The following is a 24,058-nucleotide window of genomic DNA, read 5'->3' on the forward strand; positions in this document are numbered from 1 at the left end:
TAATGTCTGGGAACGACTGGAGCTGCACAGGTTCGTACCCATAAGAACGCCATGTTTGAGTGGCGCCCAGGGAGATTGACTGTTATGCCAGACACTTCGACGGCCACTGCCGAAATCCGCCTGCTCAATAGCGGTTATTCCCGTGAAGCGCGATCCCTGCTTTACCAGGCGTATCGCCATGAACCGACCTTCGCCTATATCTTCGAAGCCGAACGGCCGGGTTATGAACAACGGGTGCGCGCCACCGTGCGCGAATTGGTCAAACAGCACTTTTTTCAGAAGCTTCCCGCCATCGGCCTGTTCGTCAACGACCGGCTGATCGGTATCGCCCTGATTGCGCCGCCGCAACGACGGCTGGGCATCACCGAGAGCTGGGCCTGGCAGATCCGCATGTGGCTGAGCACCGGCGTGCGCGGTACCCGGCGTTACCTGGAATACCATCAGGCAGTCCTGGCGTGCCTGCCCAGCGAGGCCGTGCATGTGCTGCCGTTGCTGGGTATTCACCCGCAGTTCCAGGGCCAGCATCATGGTGAGCAACTGCTTGAAGCCGTGCACAACTGGTGCGCCGACGATCCGCACTCCTCAGGCGTGGTGCTCGACACCGGCAACTCCCGTTACCTGGATTTCTACAAGCGCCAAGGCTATGAGGAGATCGGTGAAGTCGCCGTAGGGCCGGTGCTGGAGCATGTGTTTTTCCATCCCAATCCCCAGGCGTTACATCCTGCAACGTCTTAGGACAGAATTATTCAGACAAATCCGAGTTCAAAGTCCCTCCCTAGCTCGTGTAGCATCCGCGCCTATGAAGTATCCAGGAAGATTTACCAGCGGCTTGATTCTGCTGTTCACAAGCTGCGGCGCATTGGCGCAAAGTGAACTGGACGTGCGGATCAAACCCTCAAACGACGCGCTGAAAGCCAACATCGAAGGCTATATCGGCGGGGTTGGCGATCGTGACGAAGAAGCCTTGCTGCGGTTCAGCCGTGGCGCCGAGGAGCAGGCGCGCAAAGCCGCGCAGGCACTGGGCTTCTATCAGCCACAGATCGCCAGCGAGGTGAAGGGCGGCAAGAATCCGCGCCTGACCCTCACCATCGACCCCGGCGAACCGGTGCATTTGCGCGACGTGACCATTCGGGTCGATGGCCAGGCCGCGAGCCTCAAGGCCTTTCGCGTACCCGCCAGCGACGACCTCAAGCCCGGTGCCGTGCTCAATCACGGTCATTACGAAGACGCCAAGCGCCTGATCCAGAACCAGGCGTCACGCTACGGCTTTTTCAGCGGGCGCTTCACTAGCCAGAAGCTCGCGGTTGATCCTCAAGCGGGCGTGGCCGACATCGAACTCATTTACGACAGCGGCCCGCGCTACAGCATGGGCAAGGTCAGCTTCAGCGGCGACACGCCGTTTGATGAAGAACTGTTGCAACGCATGGTGCCCTTTGACAGTGGCACGCCGTACGACTCCGAGCTGGTCGCCGAACTCAACCAGAACCTGCAAGCCAGCGGCTTCTTCGAAGGCGTGCGCGTGGACGCCAGCCCCACCGCCGCGACTGATGACGTGATCCCGGTCGCTGTACAATTGGAAACCCGCAAGCCCCGCACCATGGGCCTCGGCCTGGGTTACTCCACCGACGTCGGCCCACGGGGCAAAGCCAACTGGACGCGGCATTGGGTCAACCCCCAGGGCCACAGCTACGGTTGGGAAGCCGAATTGTCGGCACCGCGGCAGAACGTCGGCCTGTGGTATGACATCCCGCTGGACCCGCCGCTCACCGACAAATTGCGTTTTGCCGGTGGCTATCAGAATGAAGAGATCGCCAACACCGACACCTTGAGCAAGCTGCTCACCGTCGGTCCCGAATGGCACAGCAAGTTGCCCAGCGGCTGGACGCGGGTGATTTCCCTCAAGTACCAGCGTGAGGAATACCGCCTGGGCAATGACTCGGGGCTGAGTAACCTGTTGATGCCGGGGGTGAGTTATTCCTACCTGCGCAGCGACAACCGTATCGACCCGCACCATGGCTATCGCCTGATGTTCGACACCAAGGTCGCCAAAGAGGGCCTGGGGTCTGACACCAACCTGCTTTACGGCACGGCCACGATCAAGGGCCTGACCACCTTGTGGGACAACCACCGTTTTCTGGGGCGCGCACAATTTGGCGGCAGTGCCACCAACGGCTACAAATCCGTGCCGCCGTCGTTGCGCTTCTTTGCCGGTGGCGACCAGAGCGTGCGCGGCTACGAGTACCAGACCCTGTCGCCGGAGAACGACCGCGGCGACCGTATCGGTGGTCGCTACATGGTGGCCTTGAGTGCCGAGTATCAATACTCCATCACCGATAAATGGCGGATCGCGACCTTCATCGACCAGGGTAACTCGTTCAACAACCTGGACCTGCCGAGCCTGAAAACCGGCGTCGGCGTCGGCGTGCGCTGGGTGTCGCCGGTGGGGCCGATCCGCCTCGACCTGGCCCATGCCCTCGAAGATCCGGGCGGCGTTCGCTTGCACTTTTCCATGGGGCCTGAGCTGTGATGCGTGGTTTGAAGATAGCGGGGCTGGTGCTGGTCGCCATCCTCGTGTTGCTGTTGTTGGCGCTGTGGTCAGTGCTTGGCACCCAGGCGGGCAGTCGCTGGGCCTTGGGCCAGGTGCCAGGTTTGAGCGTGGAGAATTACCAGGGCCGCCTGGGCGGGCAGTGGAGTGCCGATCATCTGCTGTGGCAGCAGGACGGCAGCCGCGTCGAGCTGAATGCGCCGACGTTTGACTGGTCGCCCGGCTGTCTGTTGCGCATGACCCTGTGTATCAACCGACTGGACGTGGAACAGGTCAGCCTGGAATTTGCCCCCAGTGCCGAAGAGAGCAGCAGCGGGCCGATTCAACTCCCCGACCTGAAACTGCCGGTTGCCATCCAACTGGGCGACGTTCGCATCGGTAGCCTGCTGTTCAACGGCAGCGAAGAACTCAAGGGCCTGCAACTGGCGGCGCACTGGACCACCGCTGGTATGCAGATTGACTCGGTACATTTGCAGCGCGATGACCTGGTGCTCGACCTTGCCGGCCTGCTGCAACCTACCGGCGATTGGCCGCTGAATGCCACCGGCAACCTGAGCCTGCCCTACGCCCCAGGCGGTGCACCCTGGAGCGTCGCGCTCAAGCTCGACGGCGACCTGCTCAAGACCCTCAAGCTCGACGCCGACAGCAGCGGCTACCTGCCGGCCAAGCTCAAAGGCGAGCTGCAACCCCTGGCCGAAAACCTGCCGGCGCAGTTGCACATCACCTCCGAGGCGTTCAAACCCAGCGCCGACCTGCCTGACACCTTGCAACTCAACCAGTTGGACTTGAGCGCCAAGGGCAACCTGAAAGATGGCTACCAGTTGCTGGGCAAGGCCGTGCTGCCAGCGGAAAAAGGCCCGGTGGATTTACTCCTGCAAGGCAAGGTCGACGCCAAGGGCGCGCAGATCGCCGGGCTGGACCTGAATGCCGGTGACCAGCAAAGCCTCAAGCTCAGTGCCAACCTGGACTGGCAACAAGGCTTCAGTGCTGACGCCAAAATCGACTGGCTGGACTTCCCCTGGCATCGCCTCTATCCCGTCATCGACGAGCCGCAAGTGGCATTGCGTACCTTCAATGGTGAAATCTCCTATAAGGACGGCAATTACCTGGGCAACCTCAAGGCCGACCTCGACGGCCCGGCGGGTAAGTTCAATGTGGTCACCCCCTTCAGTGGCGACCTCAAGCAAGTCTTCCTGCCCGAGTTGAAACTGACGGCCGGTCAGGGCAAGGCCGAAGGCCACCTGAACCTGCAATTTGCCGACGGTATTGCCTGGGACACCGCGCTGGACCTGTCGGCACTGAACCCGGCGTACTGGGTGGCCGAGTTACCTGGCACCCTGGCCGGACCGCTGCGCAGCAAAGGCGAGTTCAAAAATGAACAACTCAAGCTCAACGCCGACCTCGATCTCAAGGGCCGCCTGCGCGGGCAAACCGCTGTGCTGGCGGCCAAGGCCGAAGGTGCAGGCGAACAATGGACCCTCGCCAACCTGGACATCCGCCTGGGTGACAACCGCATCAACGGCAGTGGCAGCCTGCAACAACGCTTGGCCGGGCAGATCGACATCAAGCTGACGCGCCTGGCCCAGCTTTGGCCGCAACTGCGCGGGCAAATCAATGGGCGTGTCGATGTGGCCGGCACTTTGAAGGCGCCGCAAGGCAAGCTCGACCTCAAGGGCCAGCAATTGGCATTTGCTGACAATCGCCTGCAAACCCTCAACCTCGACGCCAGCCTCGATAGCGCCCAACGCGCCAAGCTCGACCTGAAGGCCAGCGGCATCTACGCCGGCGAAACCCAGGTCGGCAACCTGACCGCCAGCGCCCAGGGCGATATCAAGAACCAAAAGGTCCAACTGGACCTGGCCGGCCCCCTGGTCAAGCTGGCCCTGGCATTGGATGGCAACCTTGATAAAAACAACTGGCGCGGGCGCCTGGCCAGCGGTGATGTACAAGCCGGCGGCCAGGACTGGCGGCTGCAAGCCCCGGCGAAAATCGAGCGCCTGGCCGATGGCAAGCTGACCTTCGGTGCGCACTGCTGGGTCTCCGGGCCCGCCAGCCTGTGTGGCGAAGACCAGCGCCTGATGCCCGAACCGAAGCTGCGTTACCACCTCAAGCAATTCCCCATCGACAGCCTTGCGGCATTTTTGCCCAAAGACTTCGCCTGGCAGGGCAAGCTTAATGCTGACGTACAGCTCGATTTGCCCGAAAGCGGACCCAAGGGCGTAGTGGCGGTAGATGCCAGCGGCGGCACCTTGCGCGTGCGTGACAAGGGCCAGTGGCTGGATTTCCCCTACGACACCCTGAAGCTGGAAACCACCCTCAACCCCAAGCGTATCGACACCCAGCTGAATTTTCGTGGCGGCAAGCTTGGCGAGTTGTTGTTGCAGGCGCAGATAAATCCGCTGCCGAACAATAAGCCGATCACCGGCAATTTCAGCCTCACCGGCCTGGATCTCGCCGTGGCGCGGCCGTTTGTGCCGATGGTGGAAAAGCTCACCGGCAAGCTCAACGGCAGTGGCCGCATCTCGGGCGGTTTGCTCGCGCCGCTGGTCAACGGCAACCTGAACCTGGTGGACGGTGAAGTCTCCGGGCCCGAGTTGCCCATCAGCCTTGAGGGCTTGAACCTGCAGGCGCAGATCGCCGGCGAAAGCGTGCAGCTCAACGGTGGCTGGCGTAGCGGCAAGGCCGGGCAGGGTAGCCTCACGGGCCAGATCGACTGGGGCCGCGCCCTGGTGGTCGACCTCAGCCTCAAGGGCTCGCAACTGCCGGTCACCGTAGAACCCTATGCCAAGCTGGAAGTGGCACCCGACCTGAAGATCAGCCTCAAGGACGACAAACTGGCGATTGCCGGCAAAGTGCATATCCCCCGTGGCGATATCACCGTGCGCGAGCTGCCGCCTTCGACGGTCAAGGTCTCTGACGACACGGTGATCATCGGCAGCCAGACCGAAGAGGGCAAAGCGCCAATGGCCATGGCCATGGATATCGACGTGGAGGTGGGTGAAGACCAGCTCAACTTCGCCGGCTTCGGCCTCACCGCCAAGGTCCAGGGCCATGTGCATATTGGCGACAACATGGATACCCGTGGCGAGCTGTGGCTCAACGACGGCCGTTACCGTGCCTACGGCCAGCGCCTCAACGTGCGCCGCGCGCGGCTGTTGTTTGCCGGGCCGCTGGACCAGCCGTTCCTGGATATCGAAGCGGTGCGCGTAGTGGTCGAATCGTCCCGCACCGTGACTGCCGGTATTCGCCTGAGCGGCAGCGCCGAACAGCCGGCCACGCAGATTTTCTCCGAGCCGGCCATGGCCCAGGAAGATGCGCTGTCGTACCTGGTGCTGGGCCGTTCGCGCACCAACACCGGCGAAGACAACAACATGCTCGCCGAAGCCGCCCTGGGCCTGGGCTTGATGGGCAGCGCCGGCGTGACCTCGGATATCGCCAATAAGCTGGGTATCCAGGATTTCGACCTCGACACCCAGGGCACCGGTAACAGCACCGCGGTGGTGGCCAGCGGCAAGATCAACGAGAAACTCAGCCTGCGTTATGGGGTCGGGGTGTTTGAACCGGCTAACACCATTGCGTTGCGCTACCTGCTGAGCAAGAAGGTGTACCTGGAAGTCGCTACGGGCGTAGCCAGTTCCCTGGATATCTTTTACAAACGCGATTTCTGATCGGTACGCGGTAAAAAATGTGGGAGGGGCGGTGCGACGATTCGACTTGCTCCTCCCACATTGGTTTTCATTTCACTCCAGCCTTCGGTCAACTACCAAGCAACCTAATTATTCCATTTGACATTCGCTGCCTAAGCAGTAACATCTCGTCACACATTCACTGCCTAGGCAGTAATAAGGTGACTTTCGATGCCTCACTTCACCCCCGATAACTTCCACAACTGCCACCTCGGCCTGTTGCTGGGCCGCGCCGCGATTCTCAAGGACCGCATCATCGACACCCATATGGAACCCCACGGCATCACCGCCGCGCAGTTCAAGGTGTTGATCATCATGGCCCAGTTCGGCGTCGACACCCCGGCCGAGCTGTGCCGCAACCTGTCCCTGGACAGCGGTTCGATGACGCGGATGCTCGACCGGCTGGAGCAAAAAGACCTGCTCAGCCGCAAGCGCTCCGAGCTGGACCGACGCCAGGTGCAGTTGGTGCTGACTGCCGAGGGCCAGCGCCTGGCGGACATGCTCCCGCACATCGGCGCCCAGGCCCTCAACCAGCTGGCCGGCGCGCTTGAACCGGGCGAGCTGGAAACCCTGGAGCGGATCCTGAAGAAGATACTGATCGCTGCGGGTGACCCCATCACGATCCAGCGGGTAGGTAGATCATGAACACACGCGCACTCAGCCTGGTGCTGGCGGCGATGACGTTGGCCGGTTGCGCCAATTACAGCGGCCTCGACACCCAGGGCAAGCGCCTCGACGCCAACACTCTGCAAACCGGCAAATCCCTCAGTGGCGTAACGCTGTCGAGCGCCGCCTGGCCGGCCGCCGACTGGTGGAAAAGCCTAGGCGACCCACAGCTTGACGGCCTGATCCAGGAAGCCCTGCAAAACAGCCCCGACATGCAAGTCGCCGACGCCCGTGCCCACCAGGCCGAAGCCGCCGCCTATGCCGCCAACGCCGCCCGTATGCCGACCGTGGATGCCAGCGCCGGTGTAAGCCGCTCTCGCTTGGCCAAGGACCAGGACCCGCGTGGTCAGGGCGATGCCTATTCGACGGTGCGCAACATCGGCGCCAGCTTCAACTACAACTTCGACCTCTGGGGCGGCCAGCGCGCAGCCTGGGAAGCCGCGTTGGGCCAGGCCCGCGCCGCCGAAGTCGACCAGCAGGCCGCGCGCCTGACCCTGGCGGCCAACGTGGCCAAAGCCTACAGCGACCTGGGCCAGGCGCATATCGTGCGTGACCTGGCTGTCGATGACCTCAAGCGCACCCGCCAGATGCTCGACCTGAGCAAGCGCCGCCTGAGTTCCGGCATCGACAGTGAATACCAATACCAGCAGACCGAGAGCCTGGAAGCCAGCTCCCAGTCGCAACTGATCGACGCGGAAAAACAACTGCAAAGCGCCAAGATCGCCCTCGCCGTATTGCTCGGCAAAGGCCCGGACCGGGGTGGCGAGTTGGCCCGCCCGGCGGTGCTCAAACCCAGCGCCGTCGCGGTGCCCGCGGTGTTGCCTGCCGAGCTGCTCGGTCGTCGCCCGGACCTGGTCGCCGCACGCTGGCGAGTGGAGGCGGCGAGCAAGAACATCGACGCCAGCAAAACCCGCTTCTACCCCAACCTCAACCTGAGCGCGAGCGCAGGCGCCGAGTCGTTGCTGGGCGATGCGATGTTCGGTTCGGCCAGCCGTTTCTTCAATATTGCGCCGACGATTTCGCTGCCGATTTTTGATGGCGGCCGCCTGCGCGCCGACCTTGACGCCCGCGACGCCGACTACGACCTGGCCGTGGCCCAGTACAACAAAACCCTGGTGCAAGCCCTGGGTGATATCGGCAACAGCCTTTCGCAGCTGCGCGACACCGGCCGCCAGATCCAGGCCCAGCAACATGCCGCTGACATCGCCCAGCAGTCCTACGACACCGGGGTGCAACGCTACAGCTCAGGCATCGGTAACTACCTGGATGTGCTCAGCATCGAGCAGCAACTGCTGCAGGCCCAGCGTCAGCTGGCGACCCTGAAGGCGGCGCAGATCGATCTGTCGATTCAACTGATGCAGGCCCTGGGTGGCGGATACAACGCCAGCAACGTGGCCGCGACCACCCCCGCCACACGCACGGAATAATTTGAGGTATTTGTCATGGCCACTGCCGACAGTAACAACGCAACTGAACAACCCAAAGACAACAACCCACGCAAACGCAAAGTCATGCTCATCGGCCTGGCGCTGATCGTCATCCTCGGTGTGGTAGGCGTGTGGGCCTGGTATGAGTTCTACGGGCGCTTCAACGAGAGCACCGATGATGCCTACGTGAACGGCAACGTGGTGGAAATCACCCCACTGGTCACCGGCACCGTGGTCAGCATCGGCGCCGACGATGGCGACCTGGTGCATGAAGGCCAGGTGCTGATCAATTTCGACCCCAACGATGCTGCCGTCGGCCTGCAAAGTGCCCAGGCCAACCTGGCCCGCACTGTGCGCCAGGTGCGCGGCTTGTACAGCAATGTCGACGGCATGAAAGCCCAGGTCAATGCGCAGAAGGCCGATGTGCAAACGGCCCAGGACAACTACAACCGGCGTAAGACCCTGGCCCAGGGCGGCGCGATCTCCCAGGAAGAACTGTCCCACGCTCGCGACAGCCTGACCGCGGCCAAGAACGCCTTGACCAACCTTGAGCAACAACTCAAAACCACCAATGCCCTGGTGGATGACACGGTGATTTCGTCCCACCCCGACGTGCAAGCCGCCGCTGCACAACTGCGTCAGGCCTACCTGACCAATGCGCGCAGCACCCTGATTGCGCCGGTCACCGGCTATGTAGCCAAGCGCACCGTACAACTGGGCCAGCGTGTTCAACCGGGCACCGCGCTGATGGCCGTGATTCCGCTGGACCAGCTGTGGATTGACGCCAACTTCAAGGAAACCCAACTGCGGGATATGCGCATCGGCCAGCCGGTGGATATCGAGTCGGACATCTACGGCAGCGACGTGAAGTACAGCGGCACCGTCGACAGCCTCGGCGCCGGCACCGGCAGCGCGTTCGCCTTGCTGCCCGCACAGAACGCCACCGGCAACTGGATCAAGATCGTGCAGCGGGTACCGGTGCGCATCCATATCAACGCTGAAGAGTTGGCCAAGCACCCGCTGCGGGTGGGCTTGAGCACCGTGGTCAACGTAGACCTGCACGACCAGAGCGGCCCGGTGCTGGCGCAACAGGCGCCGCAAAAGGCCTCGTTCACCACCAGCGTGTATGACCGTCAATTGGCCGAAGCGGATGCCATGATCAATCAGTTGATTCATGACAACAGCGTCGCCGCTCCCAAGGCTGCGCAACGCTGATGAGCAATAACGCCTCGTTCACGCCACCCAGCCTGTTGATGGCCACTATTGGCCTGTCGCTGGCGACCTTTATGCAGGTGCTCGACACCACCATCGCCAACGTGGCGTTGCCGACCATTTCCGGCAACCTGGGCGTGAGTTCGGAGCAGGGCACCTGGGTGATCACCTCGTTTGCGGTGAGCAACGCCATCGCGTTGCCGCTCACCGGCTGGTTGAGCCGGCGCTTTGGCGAGGTGAAGCTGTTTCTGTGGGCGACCATCCTGTTTGTGCTGGCTTCGTTCCTGTGCGGGATTTCCACCTCGATGCCCGAGTTGATCGGCTTTCGGGTGCTGCAAGGTTTGGTCGCCGGGCCGTTGTACCCGATGACGCAGACGCTGTTGATCGCGGTCTACCCACCCGCCAGGCGCGGGATGGCCCTGGCGTTACTGGCAATGGTCACGGTGGTGGCACCGATTGCAGGCCCTATCCTTGGCGGCTGGATCACTGACAGCTACAGCTGGCCGTGGATCTTTTTCATCAACGTGCCCATCGGTATCTTCGCGGTGATGGTGGTGCGCTCGCAATTGAAGAAGCGTCCGGTGGTTACCAGCTACCAGCCGATGGATTACGTTGGTTTGTTGAGCCTGATCGTCGGGGTCGGCGCCTTGCAGATCATCCTCGACAAGGGCAATGACCTGGACTGGTTCGAATCCAATTTCATCATCATTGGTGCGGCCATTTCGGTGATCGCCCTGGCGGTGTTCGTCATCTGGGAAATGACCGACAAGCACCCGGTGGTCAACCTGCGGCTGTTCGCACACCGTAATTTCCGTATCGGCACCATCGTGTTGATCCTGGGGTATGCGGGCTTTTTCGGCATCAACCTGATCCTGCCGCAGTGGCTGCAGACCCAGATGGGCTACACCGCCACCTGGGCCGGGCTGGCGGTGGCACCGATCGGTATCCTGCCGGTGCTGATGTCGCCGTTCGTAGGCAAGTACGCGCACAAGTTCGACCTGCGCTTGCTGGCAGGCCTGGCGTTCCTGGCGATTGGCCTGAGCTGCTTTATGCGCGCCGGTTTCACCAACGAAGTGGACTTTACCCATATCGCCATGGTGCAGCTGTTCATGGGTATCGGCGTGGCGCTGTTCTTCATGCCGACCTTGAGCATCCTGATGTCCGACCTGCCGCCGCACCAGATTGCCGACGGCGCAGGGCTGGCGACGTTCCTGCGCACCTTGGGCGGCAGTTTTGCGGCGTCGCTGACCACCTGGATCTGGATTCGCCGGGCGGACCAGCACCATGCCTACATGAGCGAGAACATGACCACCTACGACTCGGCCACCCGTGATGCCTTGCAGGCGCTGGGCGGGGCAGGGCAGAAGGCGTACACGCAGCTGGACCAGATTCTCACCAGCCAGGCGTACATGATGTCCACCGTGGATTACTTCACGTTGCTGGGGTGGATGTTCATGGGGTTGATGTTGCTGGTGTGGCTGGCCAAGCCGCCATTTACCGCAAAGGCAGGGCCGGCGGCTGCGGGGCACTGATCATAAGGTCAGCGCGGTCCCTGTGGGAGCTGGCTTGCCTGCGATGCCGACACCTCGGTGTATCAGATGCACCGAGGTGATGCTATCGCAGGCAAGCCAGCTCCCACAGGTTGATCGGTGTTGTGTCATAGGTTTAGGCGCCAGGCAACGCCAACTGCGGGTTGACGAAATCAAACGCCGCCAGTTGAAAGCCTTGCTCATCCACCTGCAGCGCCCATCCTTGCTTGTCCCAGTCCCCCAGCACAATGCGCTTGGCCGCCTGGTCGCCGATCTGCAACTTATGGATCGCAGGGCGGTGCGTATGGCCGTGGACCAGGGTGCGCACGCCGAACTGCTGCATTACTCGCGGCACTTCTTCAGGCGTGACATCGACAATGTCGTTGGCCTTCATGCGCACTTGGGCAGAGCTTTCGCTACGTAGTTTGCGTGCCAGTTTGTGGCGCGTGCCCAGGGGCAGATGGCGCAGGATAAACAACACAATCGGGTTACGCAGGATGCGCCGCAGCTTCATATAGCCAAGGTCGCGGGTGCAGAGGCTGTCGCCGTGCATCAGCAGCACAGGCTCGCCATACAATTGCACGACACTCGGGTCCTTGAGCAAGGTGGCGCCTGCCGCTTTGCAGAACGCCTTGCCGATCAGGAAATCGCGGTTGCCATGCATGATGAAAATCGGGGTGCCGCTGTCGCTCAGTTCACGCAACGCCGCACAGATGGAACGCTGGAAGGCGGTCATGCCATCATCGCCAATCCAGGCTTCGAAGAAGTCCCCCAGAATGTACAACGCCTGGGCGCCACGGGCGCGGCCGTGGAGCAGATCCAGAAACGCCCGGGTGATGTCCGGGCGCTCCTCTTCCAGATGCAAATCTGAAATCAGTAATATCACCCAACGATCTCGGCTTTCTCGACGATCACGTCTTCGGCTGGAACGTCCTGGTGACCGGCCTTGGAGGTGGTGGACACGCCTTTGATCTTGTCGACAACGTCCTGGCCTTCGGTGACTTTACCGAACACCGCGTAGCCCCAACCCTGCACGTTCTTGCCGCTGTGGTTGAGGAAGGCGTTGTCGGCGACGTTGATGAAGAACTGCGCGGAGGCCGAATGCGGCTCCATGGTACGGGCCATGGCGACGGTGTACTTGTCGTTGGAAAGGCCGTTGTCCGCTTCGTTCTGGATGCTTGGGCGCTTGTCTTTCTTTTCTTTCATGCCAGGCTCGAAACCGCCGCCCTGGATCATGAAGTTGCCGATGACACGGTGGAACACGGTGTTTTCGTAGTGGCCGGCTTTCACGTATTCGATGAAGTTGGCGACGGTGATCGGCGCCTTGTCGGCGTTCAGCTCGATGACGATGTCACCGTGGTTGGTGGTCAGTTTGACTTGAGTCATGTTCACTACTCTTTTCAGGGAATTCGTGGGTTTGGGCGCCTGGGCGCCACGACCGGTTTGGCCAGGCTTGGGCCAAGACGCGCAGTTTAGCGTGCCTTGCAGGAATTTCGAGGTGGTTTTTTACCGCGCCTGTCATTAAAGCAGCAATTTAAGCAGCAGTTTTCGACCGCGCTCTGTCAGGTGGTTGACAGCTTCGGCTATGATAAGCCCTTTGTTTTATCTGGCCTGACCCGGCCACGAACCTGTCTGTTCAAGGATCCTATGAGCAAGCCCACTGTCGACCCTACCTCGAATGCCAAGGCCGGACCTGCCGTCCCGGTCAATTTCCTGCGCCCGATCATCCAGGCGGACCTGGATTCGGGCAAGCATACGCAGATCGTCACCCGCTTCCCGCCAGAGCCCAACGGCTACCTGCACATCGGTCACGCCAAGTCGATCTGTGTGAACTTCGGCCTGGCCCAGGAGTTCGGTGGCGTCACGCACCTGCGTTTCGACGACACCAACCCGGCCAAGGAAGACCAGGAATACATCGACGCCATCGAAAGCGACATCAAGTGGCTGGGCTTCGAATGGTCCGGTGAAGTGCGCTATGCCTCCAAGTATTTCGACCAGTTGTTCGACTGGGCCGTCGAGCTGATCAAGGCCGGCAAGGCCTATGTGGACGACCTGACCCCGGAGCAGGCCAAGGAATACCGTGGCACGCTGACCGAACCGGGCAAGAACAGCCCGTTCCGCGACCGTTCGGTGGAAGAGAACCTGGATTGGTTCAACCGTATGCGCGCCGGAGAATTCCCGGACGGCGCCCGCGTGCTGCGCGCCAAGATCGACATGGCCTCGCCGAACATGAACCTGCGCGACCCGATCATGTACCGCATCCGCCATGCCCATCACCACCAGACCGGTGACAAGTGGTGCATCTACCCCAACTACGACTTCACCCACGGCCAGTCGGACGCCATCGAAGGCATCACCCACTCCATCTGCACCCTGGAGTTCGAAAGCCATCGCCCGCTGTACGAGTGGTTCCTGGACAGCCTGCCGGTACCGGCGCACCCGCGTCAGTACGAATTCAGCCGCCTGAACCTGAACTACACCATCACCAGCAAGCGCAAGCTCAAGCAACTGGTGGATGAAAAGCACGTACATGGCTGGGATGACCCGCGCATGTCCACGCTGTCGGGCTTCCGTCGCCGTGGCTACACCCCGGCGTCGATCCGCAACTTCTGCGACATGGTCGGCACCAACCGTTCCGACGGTGTGGTCGACTTCGGGATGCTGGAATTCAGCATCCGCCAGGACCTCGACGCCAACGCCCCCCGCGCCATGTGCGTGCTGCGGCCGTTGAAGGTGGTGATCACCAACTACCCGGAAGGCCAGGTCGAGAACCTCGAACTGCCGCGTCACCCACAGAAAGAAGAGCTGGGCGTGCGCAAATTGCCGTTCGCCCGCGAAATCTACATCGACCGTGACGACTTCATGGAAGAGCCGCCCAAGGGCTACAAGCGCCTGGAGCCGAACGGCGAAGTGCGCCTGCGCGGCAGCTACGTGATCCGTGCGGACGAAGCGATCAAGGACGCTGACGGCAACATCGTCGAGCTGCGTTGCTCCTACGACCCGGACACCCTGGGCAAGAACCCTGAAGGCCGCAAGGTCAAGGGTGTGGTCCACTGGGTGCCGGCCGCTGCCAGCATCGAATGCGAAGTGCGCCTGTACGATCGCCTGTTCCGCTCGCCGAACCCCGAGAAGGCCGAAGACAGCGCGAGTTTCCTCGACAACATCAACCCTGACTCCCTGCAAGTGCTCACTGGTTGTCGTGCCGAGCCATCGCTTGGCGACGCACAGCCGGAAGACCGTTTCCAGTTCGAGCGCGAAGGTTACTTCTGCGCAGATATCAAGGACTCCAAACCTGGTGCTCCGGTATTCAACCGTACCGTGACCTTGCGAGATTCGTGGGGCCAGTGATTCTGTTTAAGGAACTGTCGTGCTAACGATCTACAACACACTCAGCAAGACCAAAGAAGTCTTCAAGCCGCTGGATGGCAACAAGGTGCGCATGTACGTGTGCGGCATGACCGTGTACGACTACTGCCACATCGGCCACGGCCGCAGCATGGTTGCCTTCGACCTGGTGACCCGCTGGCTGCGTTTCAGCGGCTATGACTTGACCTATGTGCGCAACATCACCGACATCGACGACAAGATCATCAACCGCGCCAACGAAAACGGCGAGTCGTTCGACGCGCTGACCGAGCGCATGATCGCTGCCATGCACGAGGACGAGGCGCGCCTCAACATCCTCAAGCCGGACATGGAACCGCGTGCCACGGACCACATCCCTGGCATGCACGCGATGATCCAGACCCTGATCGACAAGGGTTACGCCTACGCCCCAGGCAATGGTGACGTGTACTACCGCGTCGCCAAGTTCATGGGCTACGGCAAGCTGTCGCGCAAGAAGATCGAAGACCTGCGCATCGGCGCGCGCATCGAAGTCGACGAAGCCAAGCAGGACCCGCTCGACTTCGTACTGTGGAAAGGTACCAAGCCCGGCGAGCCAAGCTGGGAATCGCCGTGGGGCCCTGGGCGTCCGGGCTGGCACATCGAATGCTCGGTAATGTCCACCTGCTGCCTGGGCGAGACCTTCGATATTCATGGCGGCGGCAGCGACCTGGAGTTCCCGCACCACGAAAACGAAATCGCCCAGAGCGAAGCCGCCACTGGCAAGACCTACGCCAACGCCTGGATGCACTGCGGCATGATCCGCATCAATGGCGAGAAGATGTCCAAGTCCTTGAACAACTTCTTCACCATCCGCGACGTGCTGGAAAAGTACCACCCGGAAGTGGTGCGTTACCTGCTGGTGTCCAGCCACTACCGCAGCGCCATCAACTACTCGGAAGACAACCTCAAGGACGCCAAGGGCGCCCTGGAGCGTTTCTACCACGCGTTGAAAGGCTTGCCAGCGGTGGCACCTGCTGGTGGCGAAACGTTCGTGGCACGCTTTACCGAAGTCATGAACGACGACTTCGGCACGCCGGAAGCCTGCGCGGTGCTGTTCGAGATGGTGCGTGAGATCAACCGCTTGCGTGAGACTGATCTCGACGCGGCAGCGGGCCTGGCGGCGCGCCTCAAAGAACTGGCCAGCGTACTGGGTGTGTTGCAGATGGAAGCCGATGACTTCCTGCAGGCCGGCGCTGAAGGGCGTGTGGATGCGGCGCAGGTGGATGCGTTGATTCAGGCGCGTCTGGCTGCTCGGGCTAACAAGGACTGGGCGGAATCCGACCGTATCCGTGACCAACTGACCGCGATGGGTGTGGTGTTGGAAGACGGGAAGGGTGGGACGACGTGGCGGTTGGCTGATCAGGCCTGATCCAGATGTGGGAGGGGGCTTGCTCCCGATGGCGGTAGGTCAGTCAGCTCGTCTGCAACTGGCCCACTGCCATCGGGAGCAAGCCCCCTCCCACTTTTGACCGTGCTCACTTTGCTCGGTCTTCGGATCAGATCTATCCGTGAATTGGTTTGTCTTTGAGTTTTAGCGTTTTATCCACCATCAGCTGAATCCCTTCCAGCATCCGGCAAATTCCCAGAGCTACGCTACGCGGGGTGCCTTCGATCTCAAAAGCCAAATGGCTTGCCAGCGCTTGAACCGACGCAAGATCCTCCGACGCGTTGACCAGCAGCGTCTCGACGTCTAATCCTTCACGTACGGTAAACAAACCATGATCCTCAGCAGCTGGCTCTGGTTTTTCAGACGGGTTCAGGTAGTGATTTATCGCTCGATGAGCGGCAGTGTGAAATGCGGTTGAATCTGACGGTGGATTCGGACTGTCTTTAATCATGGCGTAGCTCCTAGAGTATTGGAGTCACCACCCATCGCTGCGAAACGATATTTGGGTGGCAGCTGTACGCAGGTTCGCAGACCGGGACTCTAGCACCCGGCATACCCGAAGGTATCCCGCGCACAGCCGCCATAACATCAGGCATTAAAAAGCGCCCGCTATCTGAGGTGGACACTGTGCGTCTAGAGTTTAACCGAGCTGCGAAACCCGGTCGCTGAATTTGCAGCGACCGCCAAAGATTAGGCGGCCATTTTCTGAGCGGCAACCCTAAAGAGCTGTAGGGCGTTTCCTTGCAATGGGCTCCGAAGTGCTGCTGAGTTTATATGCACTACCAGTCGTGTAGTTATGAACAGTCGCATGGTATTCACCGTTCTTGAAATGCAGGGCAACTCCGTCATCCAGCGCGTAGGCGGGGCGTATGTTTTTAAGTCGAACCAGTTCAACGAACGTAGATTCTCTTCCCGCCTCTGAGCTGAAGTGCGGGCACAGCGCGCCAGGGAGAAAACCCAGCCCGTCGATCAGCGCATATACGCCCCCTGAGTCGGAATGCCCGTGGTTGAACCAGCAGATGGCGCCGGCACTGACGCCGCAAAGCACTTTGCCGTGTTCCTGGGCTTGCTTCAAAAGGGCGGTCACGTCAAATTCACGCCAGATGGCCAGCAAGGCTCGGGTGTTGCCGCCGGCCACGTAGATGATGTCAGCCTGTTCAAACAGCGCGGCAACATGAGCTGGGGTTGGAAAAGGCGGAATGAAAAACGTCAATGGCACAACGGTGCAGCCGGCGCTTTGGTATTTGAGCGTGAAGTCGGCAATCTTCGTACGGTCATCGCCATTGGCGGTGGAGATATAGAGCACCGTGGGCTGGGTTTTGCCCGACGAAGCGACGATATATTCGTCGATGCGGGTCATGCGCGTCATGTCTTCGCTGGACTCGCCGCCGATGACAATGATGTTTTTATCCATGGTGAACTCCTGTCTCAGCACAGCGGGCATACCCAGGTCTTAGGACATTTCCCAAAATGCCCATAGGGTTTGACGCCCATACCATCCTAGCTTTAGATGATTGCCACGACCAAACCCAAGACGAAACTGGCGGTGATTCAAATGGATTGTATTTTCTGCAGCATTGTCCGCAAAACTTCCCCGGCCCATATCCTGTGGGAGGATGATCAGCATATGGCGTTCCTGTCGATCTTCCCTAACACACCGGGTTTCAGCGTGGTGATTCCAAAGCAGCATTACGGCAGCTATGCGTTTGCGCAGTCGGATGAAGTGTTGGCAGGGCTCGCGGTCGCAGCAAAGAAAACCGCACAACAGATCGACCGCGCATTTCCCGATGTGGCGCGTACGGGGATGATTCTGGAAGGGTATGGGGTGGACCACCTGCATGCGAAGTTGTTTCCCATGCATGGGACCGGGCAGGACAGTACATTCAAGCCAATGAGTTCGAAGGTGGAGAAGTTTTTCGAGGCGTATGAGGGCTACATCTCGTCCCACGATTGTGTGCGGGCGGATGATGCCGAATTGGCGGAATTGGCGGCAAGAATCCGATCCTTCGCCTAGCACCCATCCAACTGTGGGAGCTGGCTTGCCTGCGATAGCGGTGGGCCAGCCAACCTCTTCAGTGACTGATCCGACCTCATCGCAGGCAAGCCAGCTCCCACATTTTTATGTGCCTGCCTGAGAGGTCAGCGGCGGCTGCTGACTTCAGCCGGCACATCGTCACCGGCCATGCGTTTGCGGAATAGGGCGGTTCGCGCCAACAGCACTGTGGTGACCGGCACGGTGATCGCGAGCAAAACCGGAATCAACCAACCATGCAACACCGGCCCGGACTTGAGCACCGAAAAATAGATAATCGACGCCAGTGCCACGCACCATGCGCCCAATGTCGAGGCGAGTGCCGGCGGGTGCATGCGTTGGAAAAATTCCTTCATCCGCAGCAAGCCAATCGCGCCAATCAACGCAAACACACTGCTGAGTAACAGCAACGCCGCGACTATGACTTCAACCCATAACGGCATCATTCAATCACCTCCCCACGCAGCAGGAATTTCGCCAGGGCAAACGAGCCCACGAAGCCGAACAGCGCGATCAGCAGCGCCGCTTCAAAGTAGGTATCACTGGCATAGCGAATACCCAGCACCAGCATCATCAGCATGGCCAGGATGTACAGGTAGTCCAGCGCCAGGACTCGGTCCTGGGCGGACGGGCCTTTAAACAGGCGGATCAGGGTCAGCACCATCGCCAGCGAGAACAGGAACAGGCTGGCCAGGATCGCATTGGAGAGCAGGGCGCTCATTCGAAGATCTCCATCAGGGGCCGCTCGTAGGTGGCTTTGAAGTGCTGGATAAACAGGGCTTCATCGTCAAGGTCGAATACGTGCAGCAGCAAGATGCTACGGTCCAGCGCCAGTTCCGACCAAATGGTGCCGGGGATCACCGTGGTAATCATCGACAGCGCGGCAAGGCCGTTGGGGCTGTGCAGGTCCAGGGGGATCCTGATGAAGCGCGAGCGCGGCGGGCGTGTGCCGCAGGTCAGTACACCCCACGCCACTTGCAGGTTGGAGACGATCACGTCGCGGCCCACCAACAGGAACAGGCGCAGGATCACGCCAGGGCGACGCAGGCTGATCGGCTGCGGGCGCAGCGGCGCCATCAGCAAAGGCGCGAGAAAGCCCAGCAGCGCGCCCAGCAGCAGGTTGCCGGGGCTGATCGACAGGTTCAGCAGCAGCCACAACACCCACAGGGCCAGCGACAACCAGGGTGCAGGAAACAGGCGCTTCATGGTTGCACCTCCAGCGCGGCGGCCTTGGCTTCAGGGCTCGGCACCGGCCGCGTGGCCATTACCGCCATCACATAGCTTTCCGGGTTGTTCAGGCTCTTGGCGGTGGCCAGGGTGTAGCGCATCAAGGGTTCGGCCTTGAACGTCAAGGCGATGCTCAAGCCCAGCAGCACGAAGATCGGCACGCACTCGTAGCGTCGCAGCAGCGGTGATGGGCGCTCTTCCGGGGTCCAGAAGCGCTGGATGCCAAGGCGGGCGAAGGCGATCAGCGACGCCAGGCCAGACAAAATCAGTAACGCCACCAGGCCCCAGGCTGCAGGACGGATCGATTCGTCCACGGTGTTGCCCAGGCCCAGTGGGTTGATCAGCGCACTCAAAAGGCTGAGCTTGCCGATGAATCCCGACAATGGCGGCATGCCGATAATCAGCAGCGCGCAGGCGATAAAGCTCAAGCCGAGAAAGGCCATGGTCCAGGGGATGACCTGGCCGACCACGGCTTTCTGCTCATCGTCCAGGTTCACACCCGGACGCGGATGCAGCGACTCCATGGCCTTGGGCAGCGCATCAATCTCTTCATCAAGCGGCAGGTCGTTGGCCGAGCGCGAGCGTTCGATCAATTCAGCCAGCAGGAACAGCGCACTCAATGCCAGGGTGGAGCTGACCAGATAGAACAATGCCCCAGCGGTCAGGCTTGGCTGGGCAAACCCTACCGCCGACAGCAGGATCCCGGCCGAGACCAGAATGCTCAGGCTCGCCATGCGCTCCAGGCGTTGCGCCGCCACCATCGCCAGCGCCGCGCAGACGATGGTCGCCATGCCGCCATACACCAGCCAGTCGCCGCCAAACAGCGCCGAAGCGCCGGCCTGGCCGGAAAACAGCAGGGTCCACAGGCGCAGCACGGTGTACACGCCAACCTTGGTCATGATCGCAAACATCGCCGCCACCGGCGCACTGGCCGAGGAGTAGGCGGGCGCCAGCCAGAAGTTCAGCGGCCACATGCCGGCCTTGGCCAGAAACGCGGTCGCCAGGATCGCTGCGCCAGCGTGCAGCAGGCCGCGATCAGCCTCCGGCACCAGCGGGATTTTCAGTGCCAGGTCAGCGAAATTCAGCGTGCCGGTGACGCCGTAGATCATCGCCGCACCAATCAGGAACAGCGACGACGCCAGCAGGTTGATCGCAATGTAATGCAGGCCGGACGACACCCGAGCACGACCCGAACCATGCAGCATCAGGCCGTAGGACGCCGCCAGCAGCACCTCGAAGAACACGAACAAGTTGAACAAGTCCGCGGTGAGAAATGCGCCGTACAGACCCATCAGCTGGATCTGGAACAGCGCATGGAAGCTAGTGCCCGCACGGTCCCAGCGGGCCATGGCGAAGAGCAATGCGCTTACGCCGATAACCCCGGTGAGCACCAGCATCAGCGCCGAGAGCTGGTCCACCACCAACACGATGCCGAACGGTACTTGCCAGTTACCCGGCAGGTACACGCCGATCGAGCCGGGCCCGCCTTTTTGTGTCCAGTACAGCAACAGGACGGCCACGCCCAGGCCGATCAAGCTGGAGACCAGATTGATTTTGGCCTTCAGCGGCCGGCGTTTCTCGCCGAGCATCAGCATCAGCGCCGCCGTGAACAACGGCAGCAGAATCGGCGCAACGATCAGTTGATTGACCCAATTCATTCCTTCGGCTCCCGGCCATCCACATGGTCAGTGCCGGTCAGGCCCCGGGATGCCAGCAGCACCACCAGGAACAACGCGGTCATGGCGAAGCTGATCACGATGGCTGTAAGTACCAGGGCCTGGGGCAGGGGGTCGGTGTAGTTGAGCAGGTCTTGCGGCACGCCGTCCTTGATGATCGGTTCCTTGCCGATAAACAGGCTGCCCATGCTGAAAATGAACAGATTGACCCCGTACGACAACAGGCACAGGCCCATCACCACCTGGAATGTCCGTGGCCGCAGCACCAGCCAGACGCCGGAGGCCGCCAGGACCCCAATGGCAATTGCGATGACTTCTTCCATCAGGCGGCTCCTTCGGTTGCAGCAACGACTTTGGGCTGGTTGCTCGGTTTATGTGCTCGCACAGATTGGTGGCCGAGGGCGGTCAGCATCAGCAGCGTCGAGCCCACGACCATGGCGTACACGCCAATGTCGAAGAACAACGCACTGGCGATATGGATATCGCCGAGCAGTGGCACGTGGAAATGCCAGGTATGGGTGGTCAGGAACGGGTATCCGGCGAACAGCGCGCCAAGGCCGGTCAAGGTCGCCGACAGCAGGCCGAAGCCCATCCAGCGCATGGGCCGCAGGCTCATCTGCGCTTCGACCCATTGGGTGCCCGCCACCATGTATTGCAGGATAAACGCTACCGACATCACCAGCCCGGCGACAAACCCGCCGCCTGGTTGGTTGTGACCGCGCAGGAACAGGTAGAACGACACCACCAGCGCAATCGGCAACAGCAGGCGCACCAGCACCGCCGGCACCATCATAAAGCCCAGCGCGGTGTCACTGGCCTGGCGCGGGTTGACCAGGTCGGTGGCCACGTCCGGTGCCAATTGGCGCTGTTGCGCAGGCAACTGCATGCTTTCCTTGGACGGGCGGAAGCGTCGCAGCAAGGCATATACGGTCAAGGCCACGGCACCCAGCACGGTGATTTCGCCCAGCGTATCGAAGCCCCGGAAGTCCACGAGCATCACGTTCACCACATTGCTGCCGCCTCCTTCGGGCAGGGCGCGGCTCAAGTAGAACGAGGAGATATCGTTGGGTGTCTGGCGGGTCAGCATCGCGTAGGACAACAGCGCCATGCCGCCGCCCACTACAGTGGACAGCAACAAGTCGCGCACCCGGCGAATGCGCGCCTTGCGCAAGGTGTTGGGCAATGGCCAAACCTCCTCGATACGCCGTGGCAGCCAGCGCAGGCCGAGCAGGATCAGCACGGTGGTCACCACTTCCACCACCAATTGGGTCAGGGCCAGGTCCGGCGCCGAGAACCACACGAAGGTCACGCACGTCATCAGGCCGCACACGCTGACCATGGTCAGGGCCGCCAGCCGGTGATACTTGGCTTGCCAGGCGGCGCCCAGCGCGCAGGCGATCGCCAGCAACCACAGGGTGACGAAGACGATGGAGCCCGCAATCTTCGGCCGGTCGCCCCAGGTGAGGCCACTGTTGATCATGGGGATCATGGCCCCGATCACCGCGACGATCACCAGTAGGAACAATTGGGTTTGCAGGCGCTTGGTGCTGATGCGTTTCTCGATCCTGCGCACACCGCGCATCATCACCACCAGGCAGCGCTCGAAGCCACGCTTGCCGTTGAAATAGCCGATCAGCGGCGGGTATTCGAAGCGGCCACGCTTGAGTTGCTTGCGCAGCATCAGGTACAGCACCACGCCGCCGGTCATTGCCACCAGGCTCATGATCATTGGCGCGTTCCAGCCGTGCCAGATCGCCAGGCTGTACTCGGGCAGCACACCACCGACCACGGGCAACGCCGCTGCGGCAAGGATCGAGCCGACCACCTGGGCCGGGAAAATCCCCACCAGCAGGCAGGTGAACACCAGCAATTCCACCGGCGCACGCATCCAGCGCGGTGGCTCGTGAGGCGTGTGCGGCAAGTCGGTAGCCGGTGGGCCGAAGAACACATCCACGGTAAAGCGCAGGGCGTAGGCCACGCTGAACGTACCGGCGATGGTCGCAATCACCGGCAGGGCGATTTCCACCCATTGCGTCGACGAGATGAATACGGTTTCGGCAAAGAACATCTCTTTGGACAGGAAGCCATTGAGCAACGGCACACCGGCCATGGAGGCGCTGGCTACCATGGCCAGGGTCGCGGTAAACGGGATCAACCGCACCAGGCCACTGAGCTTGCGGATATCCCGCGTGCCGCTTTCGTGGTCGATGATGCCCGCCGCCATGAACAGCGACGCCTTGAAAGTCGCGTGGTTGAGGATATGGAACACTGCGGCGACCGCGGCCAGCGGGCTGTTGAGGCCCAGCAGCAGGGTGATCAGCCCGAGGTGGCTGATGGTGGAGTAGGCCAGCAGGCCCTTGAGATCGTTTTGGAACATGGCGCAGTACGCGCCGAGGAGGAGGGTGAGGGCGCCGGCACCGCCGACGATCCAGAACCATTCTTCGCTGCCGGACAGCGACGGCCACAGGCGGGCCAGCAGGAACACGCCGGCCTTCACCATCGTCGCCGAATGCAGATACGCCGAAACCGGGGTCGGTGCCGCCATGGCATGGGGCAGCCAGAAGTGGAACGGGAACTGCGCGCTTTTGCTCAAGGCGCCGATCAGCACCAGGGCCAGCATGACCGGGTACAGCGAGTGCGCGCGAATCTGGTCGCCCGCCGCCAGCACCTGGTCCAGGTCATAGCTGCCGACGATATGCCCCAGCAACATCACCCCGGCCAGCAGGCACAACCCGCCTGCGCCAGTGACCATCAGCGCCATGTACGCACCACGCCGCGCATCGGCGCGGTGGTGCCAATAGCCGATCAGCAGGAACGAGAACAGGCTGGTCAGTTCCCAGAAGAACACGATCTGAATCAGGTTGCCGGAAATCACCAGGCCAAGCATGGCGCCCATGAACGCGAGGAAGAACGCAAAGAAGCGCGGCACCGGATCGTCCGGCGACATGTAATAACGCGCATACAACGACACCAGCGTGCCGATGCCGAGCACCAGCATCGAGAACAGCCAGGCAAAGCCGTCCATGCGCAACACGAAGTTCAGCCCAAGACTGGGCAACCACAGGAATTCTTCGCGTATTACGCCACCATGGGCGATCTGGGGGTAGAGCAGTGCGACTTGAATAGTGCCGACCAATGCCACCAGGCCGGCCAGCAGGGATTCGGTATTACGTGCGTTGTGCGGCAGCAAGGCCGCCAGACAGCTGCCAATGAATGGCAGAAGCAGTAGAACTATCAGGGACATAGGCTTCTAATCTGCGGGAGTTTGGGATGCATCATACGTG

At 61.3% G+C, this 24,058-nt stretch carries 20 protein-coding genes; 10 read left to right on the plus strand and 10 right to left on the minus strand.

From position 1 onward, the window contains the following. The first annotated feature begins 84 nt into the window (after window positions 1-84). The 7 genes from E4O97_RS24050 to E4O97_RS24080 all read left to right on the plus strand — a co-directional run bounded on the left by E4O97_RS24050 (window position 85) and on the right by E4O97_RS24080 (window position 11,068). The gene (locus tag E4O97_RS24050) at window positions 85-735 is read left to right on the plus strand and encodes a GNAT family N-acetyltransferase (protein ID WP_005789194.1); all 651 of its coding nucleotides are present in this window, start codon (window positions 85-87) and stop codon (window positions 733-735) included. A gap of 64 nt (window positions 736-799) precedes the next feature. Further along, a complete protein-coding gene (locus E4O97_RS24055) occupies window positions 800-2,527 on the plus strand; it encodes an autotransporter assembly complex family protein (protein WP_078821687.1) in 1,728 nt (575 codons plus the stop codon). Further along, window positions 2,527-6,213, plus strand: coding sequence for a translocation/assembly module TamB domain-containing protein (locus E4O97_RS24060; RefSeq protein ID WP_248162446.1), 3,687 nt, complete (start codon window positions 2,527-2,529; stop codon window positions 6,211-6,213). The genes E4O97_RS24055 and E4O97_RS24060 overlap by 1 nt, the downstream gene beginning before the upstream one ends. Before the next feature lie 189 nt (window positions 6,214-6,402). After that, complete coding sequence (locus E4O97_RS24065) at window positions 6,403-6,876, plus strand: MarR family transcriptional regulator (RefSeq protein WP_005789189.1); 474 nt, start codon at window positions 6,403-6,405, stop codon at window positions 6,874-6,876. Next, the gene (locus E4O97_RS24070; RefSeq protein ID WP_078821685.1) at window positions 6,873-8,324 is read left to right on the plus strand and encodes an efflux transporter outer membrane subunit; all 1,452 of its coding nucleotides are present in this window, start codon (window positions 6,873-6,875) and stop codon (window positions 8,322-8,324) included. The genes E4O97_RS24065 and E4O97_RS24070 overlap by 4 nt, the downstream gene beginning before the upstream one ends. A 15-nt stretch (window positions 8,325-8,339) precedes the next feature. Then, the gene (locus E4O97_RS24075) at window positions 8,340-9,539 is read left to right on the plus strand and encodes an HlyD family efflux transporter periplasmic adaptor subunit (protein ID WP_032880580.1); all 1,200 of its coding nucleotides are present in this window, start codon (window positions 8,340-8,342) and stop codon (window positions 9,537-9,539) included. Continuing rightward, window positions 9,539-11,068 carry a DHA2 family efflux MFS transporter permease subunit gene (locus E4O97_RS24080; RefSeq protein WP_032880582.1) on the plus strand — a complete coding sequence of 510 codons (1,530 nt, stop codon included), beginning with the start codon at window positions 9,539-9,541 and terminating at the stop codon, window positions 11,066-11,068. The genes E4O97_RS24075 and E4O97_RS24080 overlap by 1 nt, the downstream gene beginning before the upstream one ends. Window positions 11,069-11,201: 133 nt before the next feature. Here the strand turns inward: E4O97_RS24080 and lpxH are convergent, their stop codons facing one another. Then, window positions 11,202-11,951, minus strand: a complete 750-nt coding sequence (gene lpxH / locus E4O97_RS24085) for a UDP-2,3-diacylglucosamine diphosphatase (RefSeq protein WP_078821683.1) — start codon at window positions 11,949-11,951, stop codon at window positions 11,202-11,204. Continuing rightward, complete coding sequence (locus E4O97_RS24090; RefSeq protein WP_005789179.1) at window positions 11,948-12,451, minus strand: peptidylprolyl isomerase; 504 nt, start codon at window positions 12,449-12,451, stop codon at window positions 11,948-11,950. The genes lpxH and E4O97_RS24090 overlap by 4 nt, the downstream gene beginning before the upstream one ends. Window positions 12,452-12,712: 261 nt before the next feature. Here E4O97_RS24090 and E4O97_RS24095 point away from each other — a divergent pair, with 261 nt between their 5' ends. Together E4O97_RS24095 and cysS are read left to right on the plus strand one after the other, a co-directional pair. After that, on the plus strand, window positions 12,713-14,413 hold the full coding sequence (locus tag E4O97_RS24095; RefSeq protein WP_005789177.1) for a glutamine--tRNA ligase/YqeY domain fusion protein: 1,701 nt from the start codon (window positions 12,713-12,715) through the stop codon (window positions 14,411-14,413). A gap of 19 nt (window positions 14,414-14,432) precedes the next feature. Then, a complete protein-coding gene (cysS, locus tag E4O97_RS24100; protein WP_078821682.1) occupies window positions 14,433-15,821 on the plus strand; it encodes a cysteine--tRNA ligase in 1,389 nt (462 codons plus the stop codon). 133 nt (window positions 15,822-15,954) lie between these two features. Here the strand turns inward: cysS and E4O97_RS24105 are convergent, their stop codons facing one another. Next, complete coding sequence (locus E4O97_RS24105) at window positions 15,955-16,290, minus strand: DUF6124 family protein (protein WP_078821681.1); 336 nt, start codon at window positions 16,288-16,290, stop codon at window positions 15,955-15,957. A gap of 267 nt (window positions 16,291-16,557) precedes the next feature. Next, complete coding sequence (locus E4O97_RS24110) at window positions 16,558-17,253, minus strand: peptidase E (protein ID WP_078821680.1); 696 nt, start codon at window positions 17,251-17,253, stop codon at window positions 16,558-16,560. Between the two features lie 141 nt (window positions 17,254-17,394). On the opposite strand from E4O97_RS24110, the gene E4O97_RS24115 reads away from it, so the two are divergent. Further along, window positions 17,395-17,853, plus strand: coding sequence for an HIT family protein (locus E4O97_RS24115; RefSeq protein WP_248162549.1), 459 nt, complete (start codon window positions 17,395-17,397; stop codon window positions 17,851-17,853). A gap of 125 nt (window positions 17,854-17,978) precedes the next feature. Here the strand turns inward: E4O97_RS24115 and E4O97_RS24120 are convergent, their stop codons facing one another. The 6 genes from E4O97_RS24120 to E4O97_RS24145 are packed head-to-tail and all read right to left on the minus strand — an operon-like array spanning window position 17,979 to window position 24,018. After that, window positions 17,979-18,317, minus strand: coding sequence for a Na+/H+ antiporter subunit G (locus E4O97_RS24120; protein ID WP_216091718.1), 339 nt, complete (start codon window positions 18,315-18,317; stop codon window positions 17,979-17,981). Beyond that, window positions 18,314-18,592 carry a K+/H+ antiporter subunit F gene (locus E4O97_RS24125; protein ID WP_032880591.1) on the minus strand — a complete coding sequence of 93 codons (279 nt, stop codon included), beginning with the start codon at window positions 18,590-18,592 and terminating at the stop codon, window positions 18,314-18,316. The genes E4O97_RS24120 and E4O97_RS24125 overlap by 4 nt, the downstream gene beginning before the upstream one ends. Further along, window positions 18,589-19,077, minus strand: a complete 489-nt coding sequence (locus tag E4O97_RS24130; RefSeq protein WP_078821678.1) for a Na+/H+ antiporter subunit E — start codon at window positions 19,075-19,077, stop codon at window positions 18,589-18,591. The genes E4O97_RS24125 and E4O97_RS24130 overlap by 4 nt, the downstream gene beginning before the upstream one ends. Further along, window positions 19,074-20,756 carry a monovalent cation/H+ antiporter subunit D gene (locus tag E4O97_RS24135; RefSeq protein WP_248162448.1) on the minus strand — a complete coding sequence of 561 codons (1,683 nt, stop codon included), beginning with the start codon at window positions 20,754-20,756 and terminating at the stop codon, window positions 19,074-19,076. Before E4O97_RS24135 ends, E4O97_RS24130 begins: the two co-directional genes overlap by 4 nt. Further along, window positions 20,753-21,097 (minus strand): Na+/H+ antiporter subunit C, encoded by a 345-nt coding sequence (locus E4O97_RS24140; RefSeq protein WP_005789164.1) that lies wholly within the window; start codon window positions 21,095-21,097, stop codon window positions 20,753-20,755. The genes E4O97_RS24135 and E4O97_RS24140 overlap by 4 nt, the downstream gene beginning before the upstream one ends. Next, complete coding sequence (locus E4O97_RS24145; RefSeq protein WP_103734483.1) at window positions 21,097-24,018, minus strand: monovalent cation/H+ antiporter subunit A; 2,922 nt, start codon at window positions 24,016-24,018, stop codon at window positions 21,097-21,099. The genes E4O97_RS24140 and E4O97_RS24145 overlap by 1 nt, the downstream gene beginning before the upstream one ends. Window positions 24,019-24,058 lie beyond the last annotated feature (40 nt).

The organism is Pseudomonas sp. W15Feb34, assembly GCF_023127765.1.
GTDB classification, from domain to species: Bacteria; Pseudomonadota; Gammaproteobacteria; order Pseudomonadales; family Pseudomonadaceae; genus Aquipseudomonas; species Aquipseudomonas synxantha_A.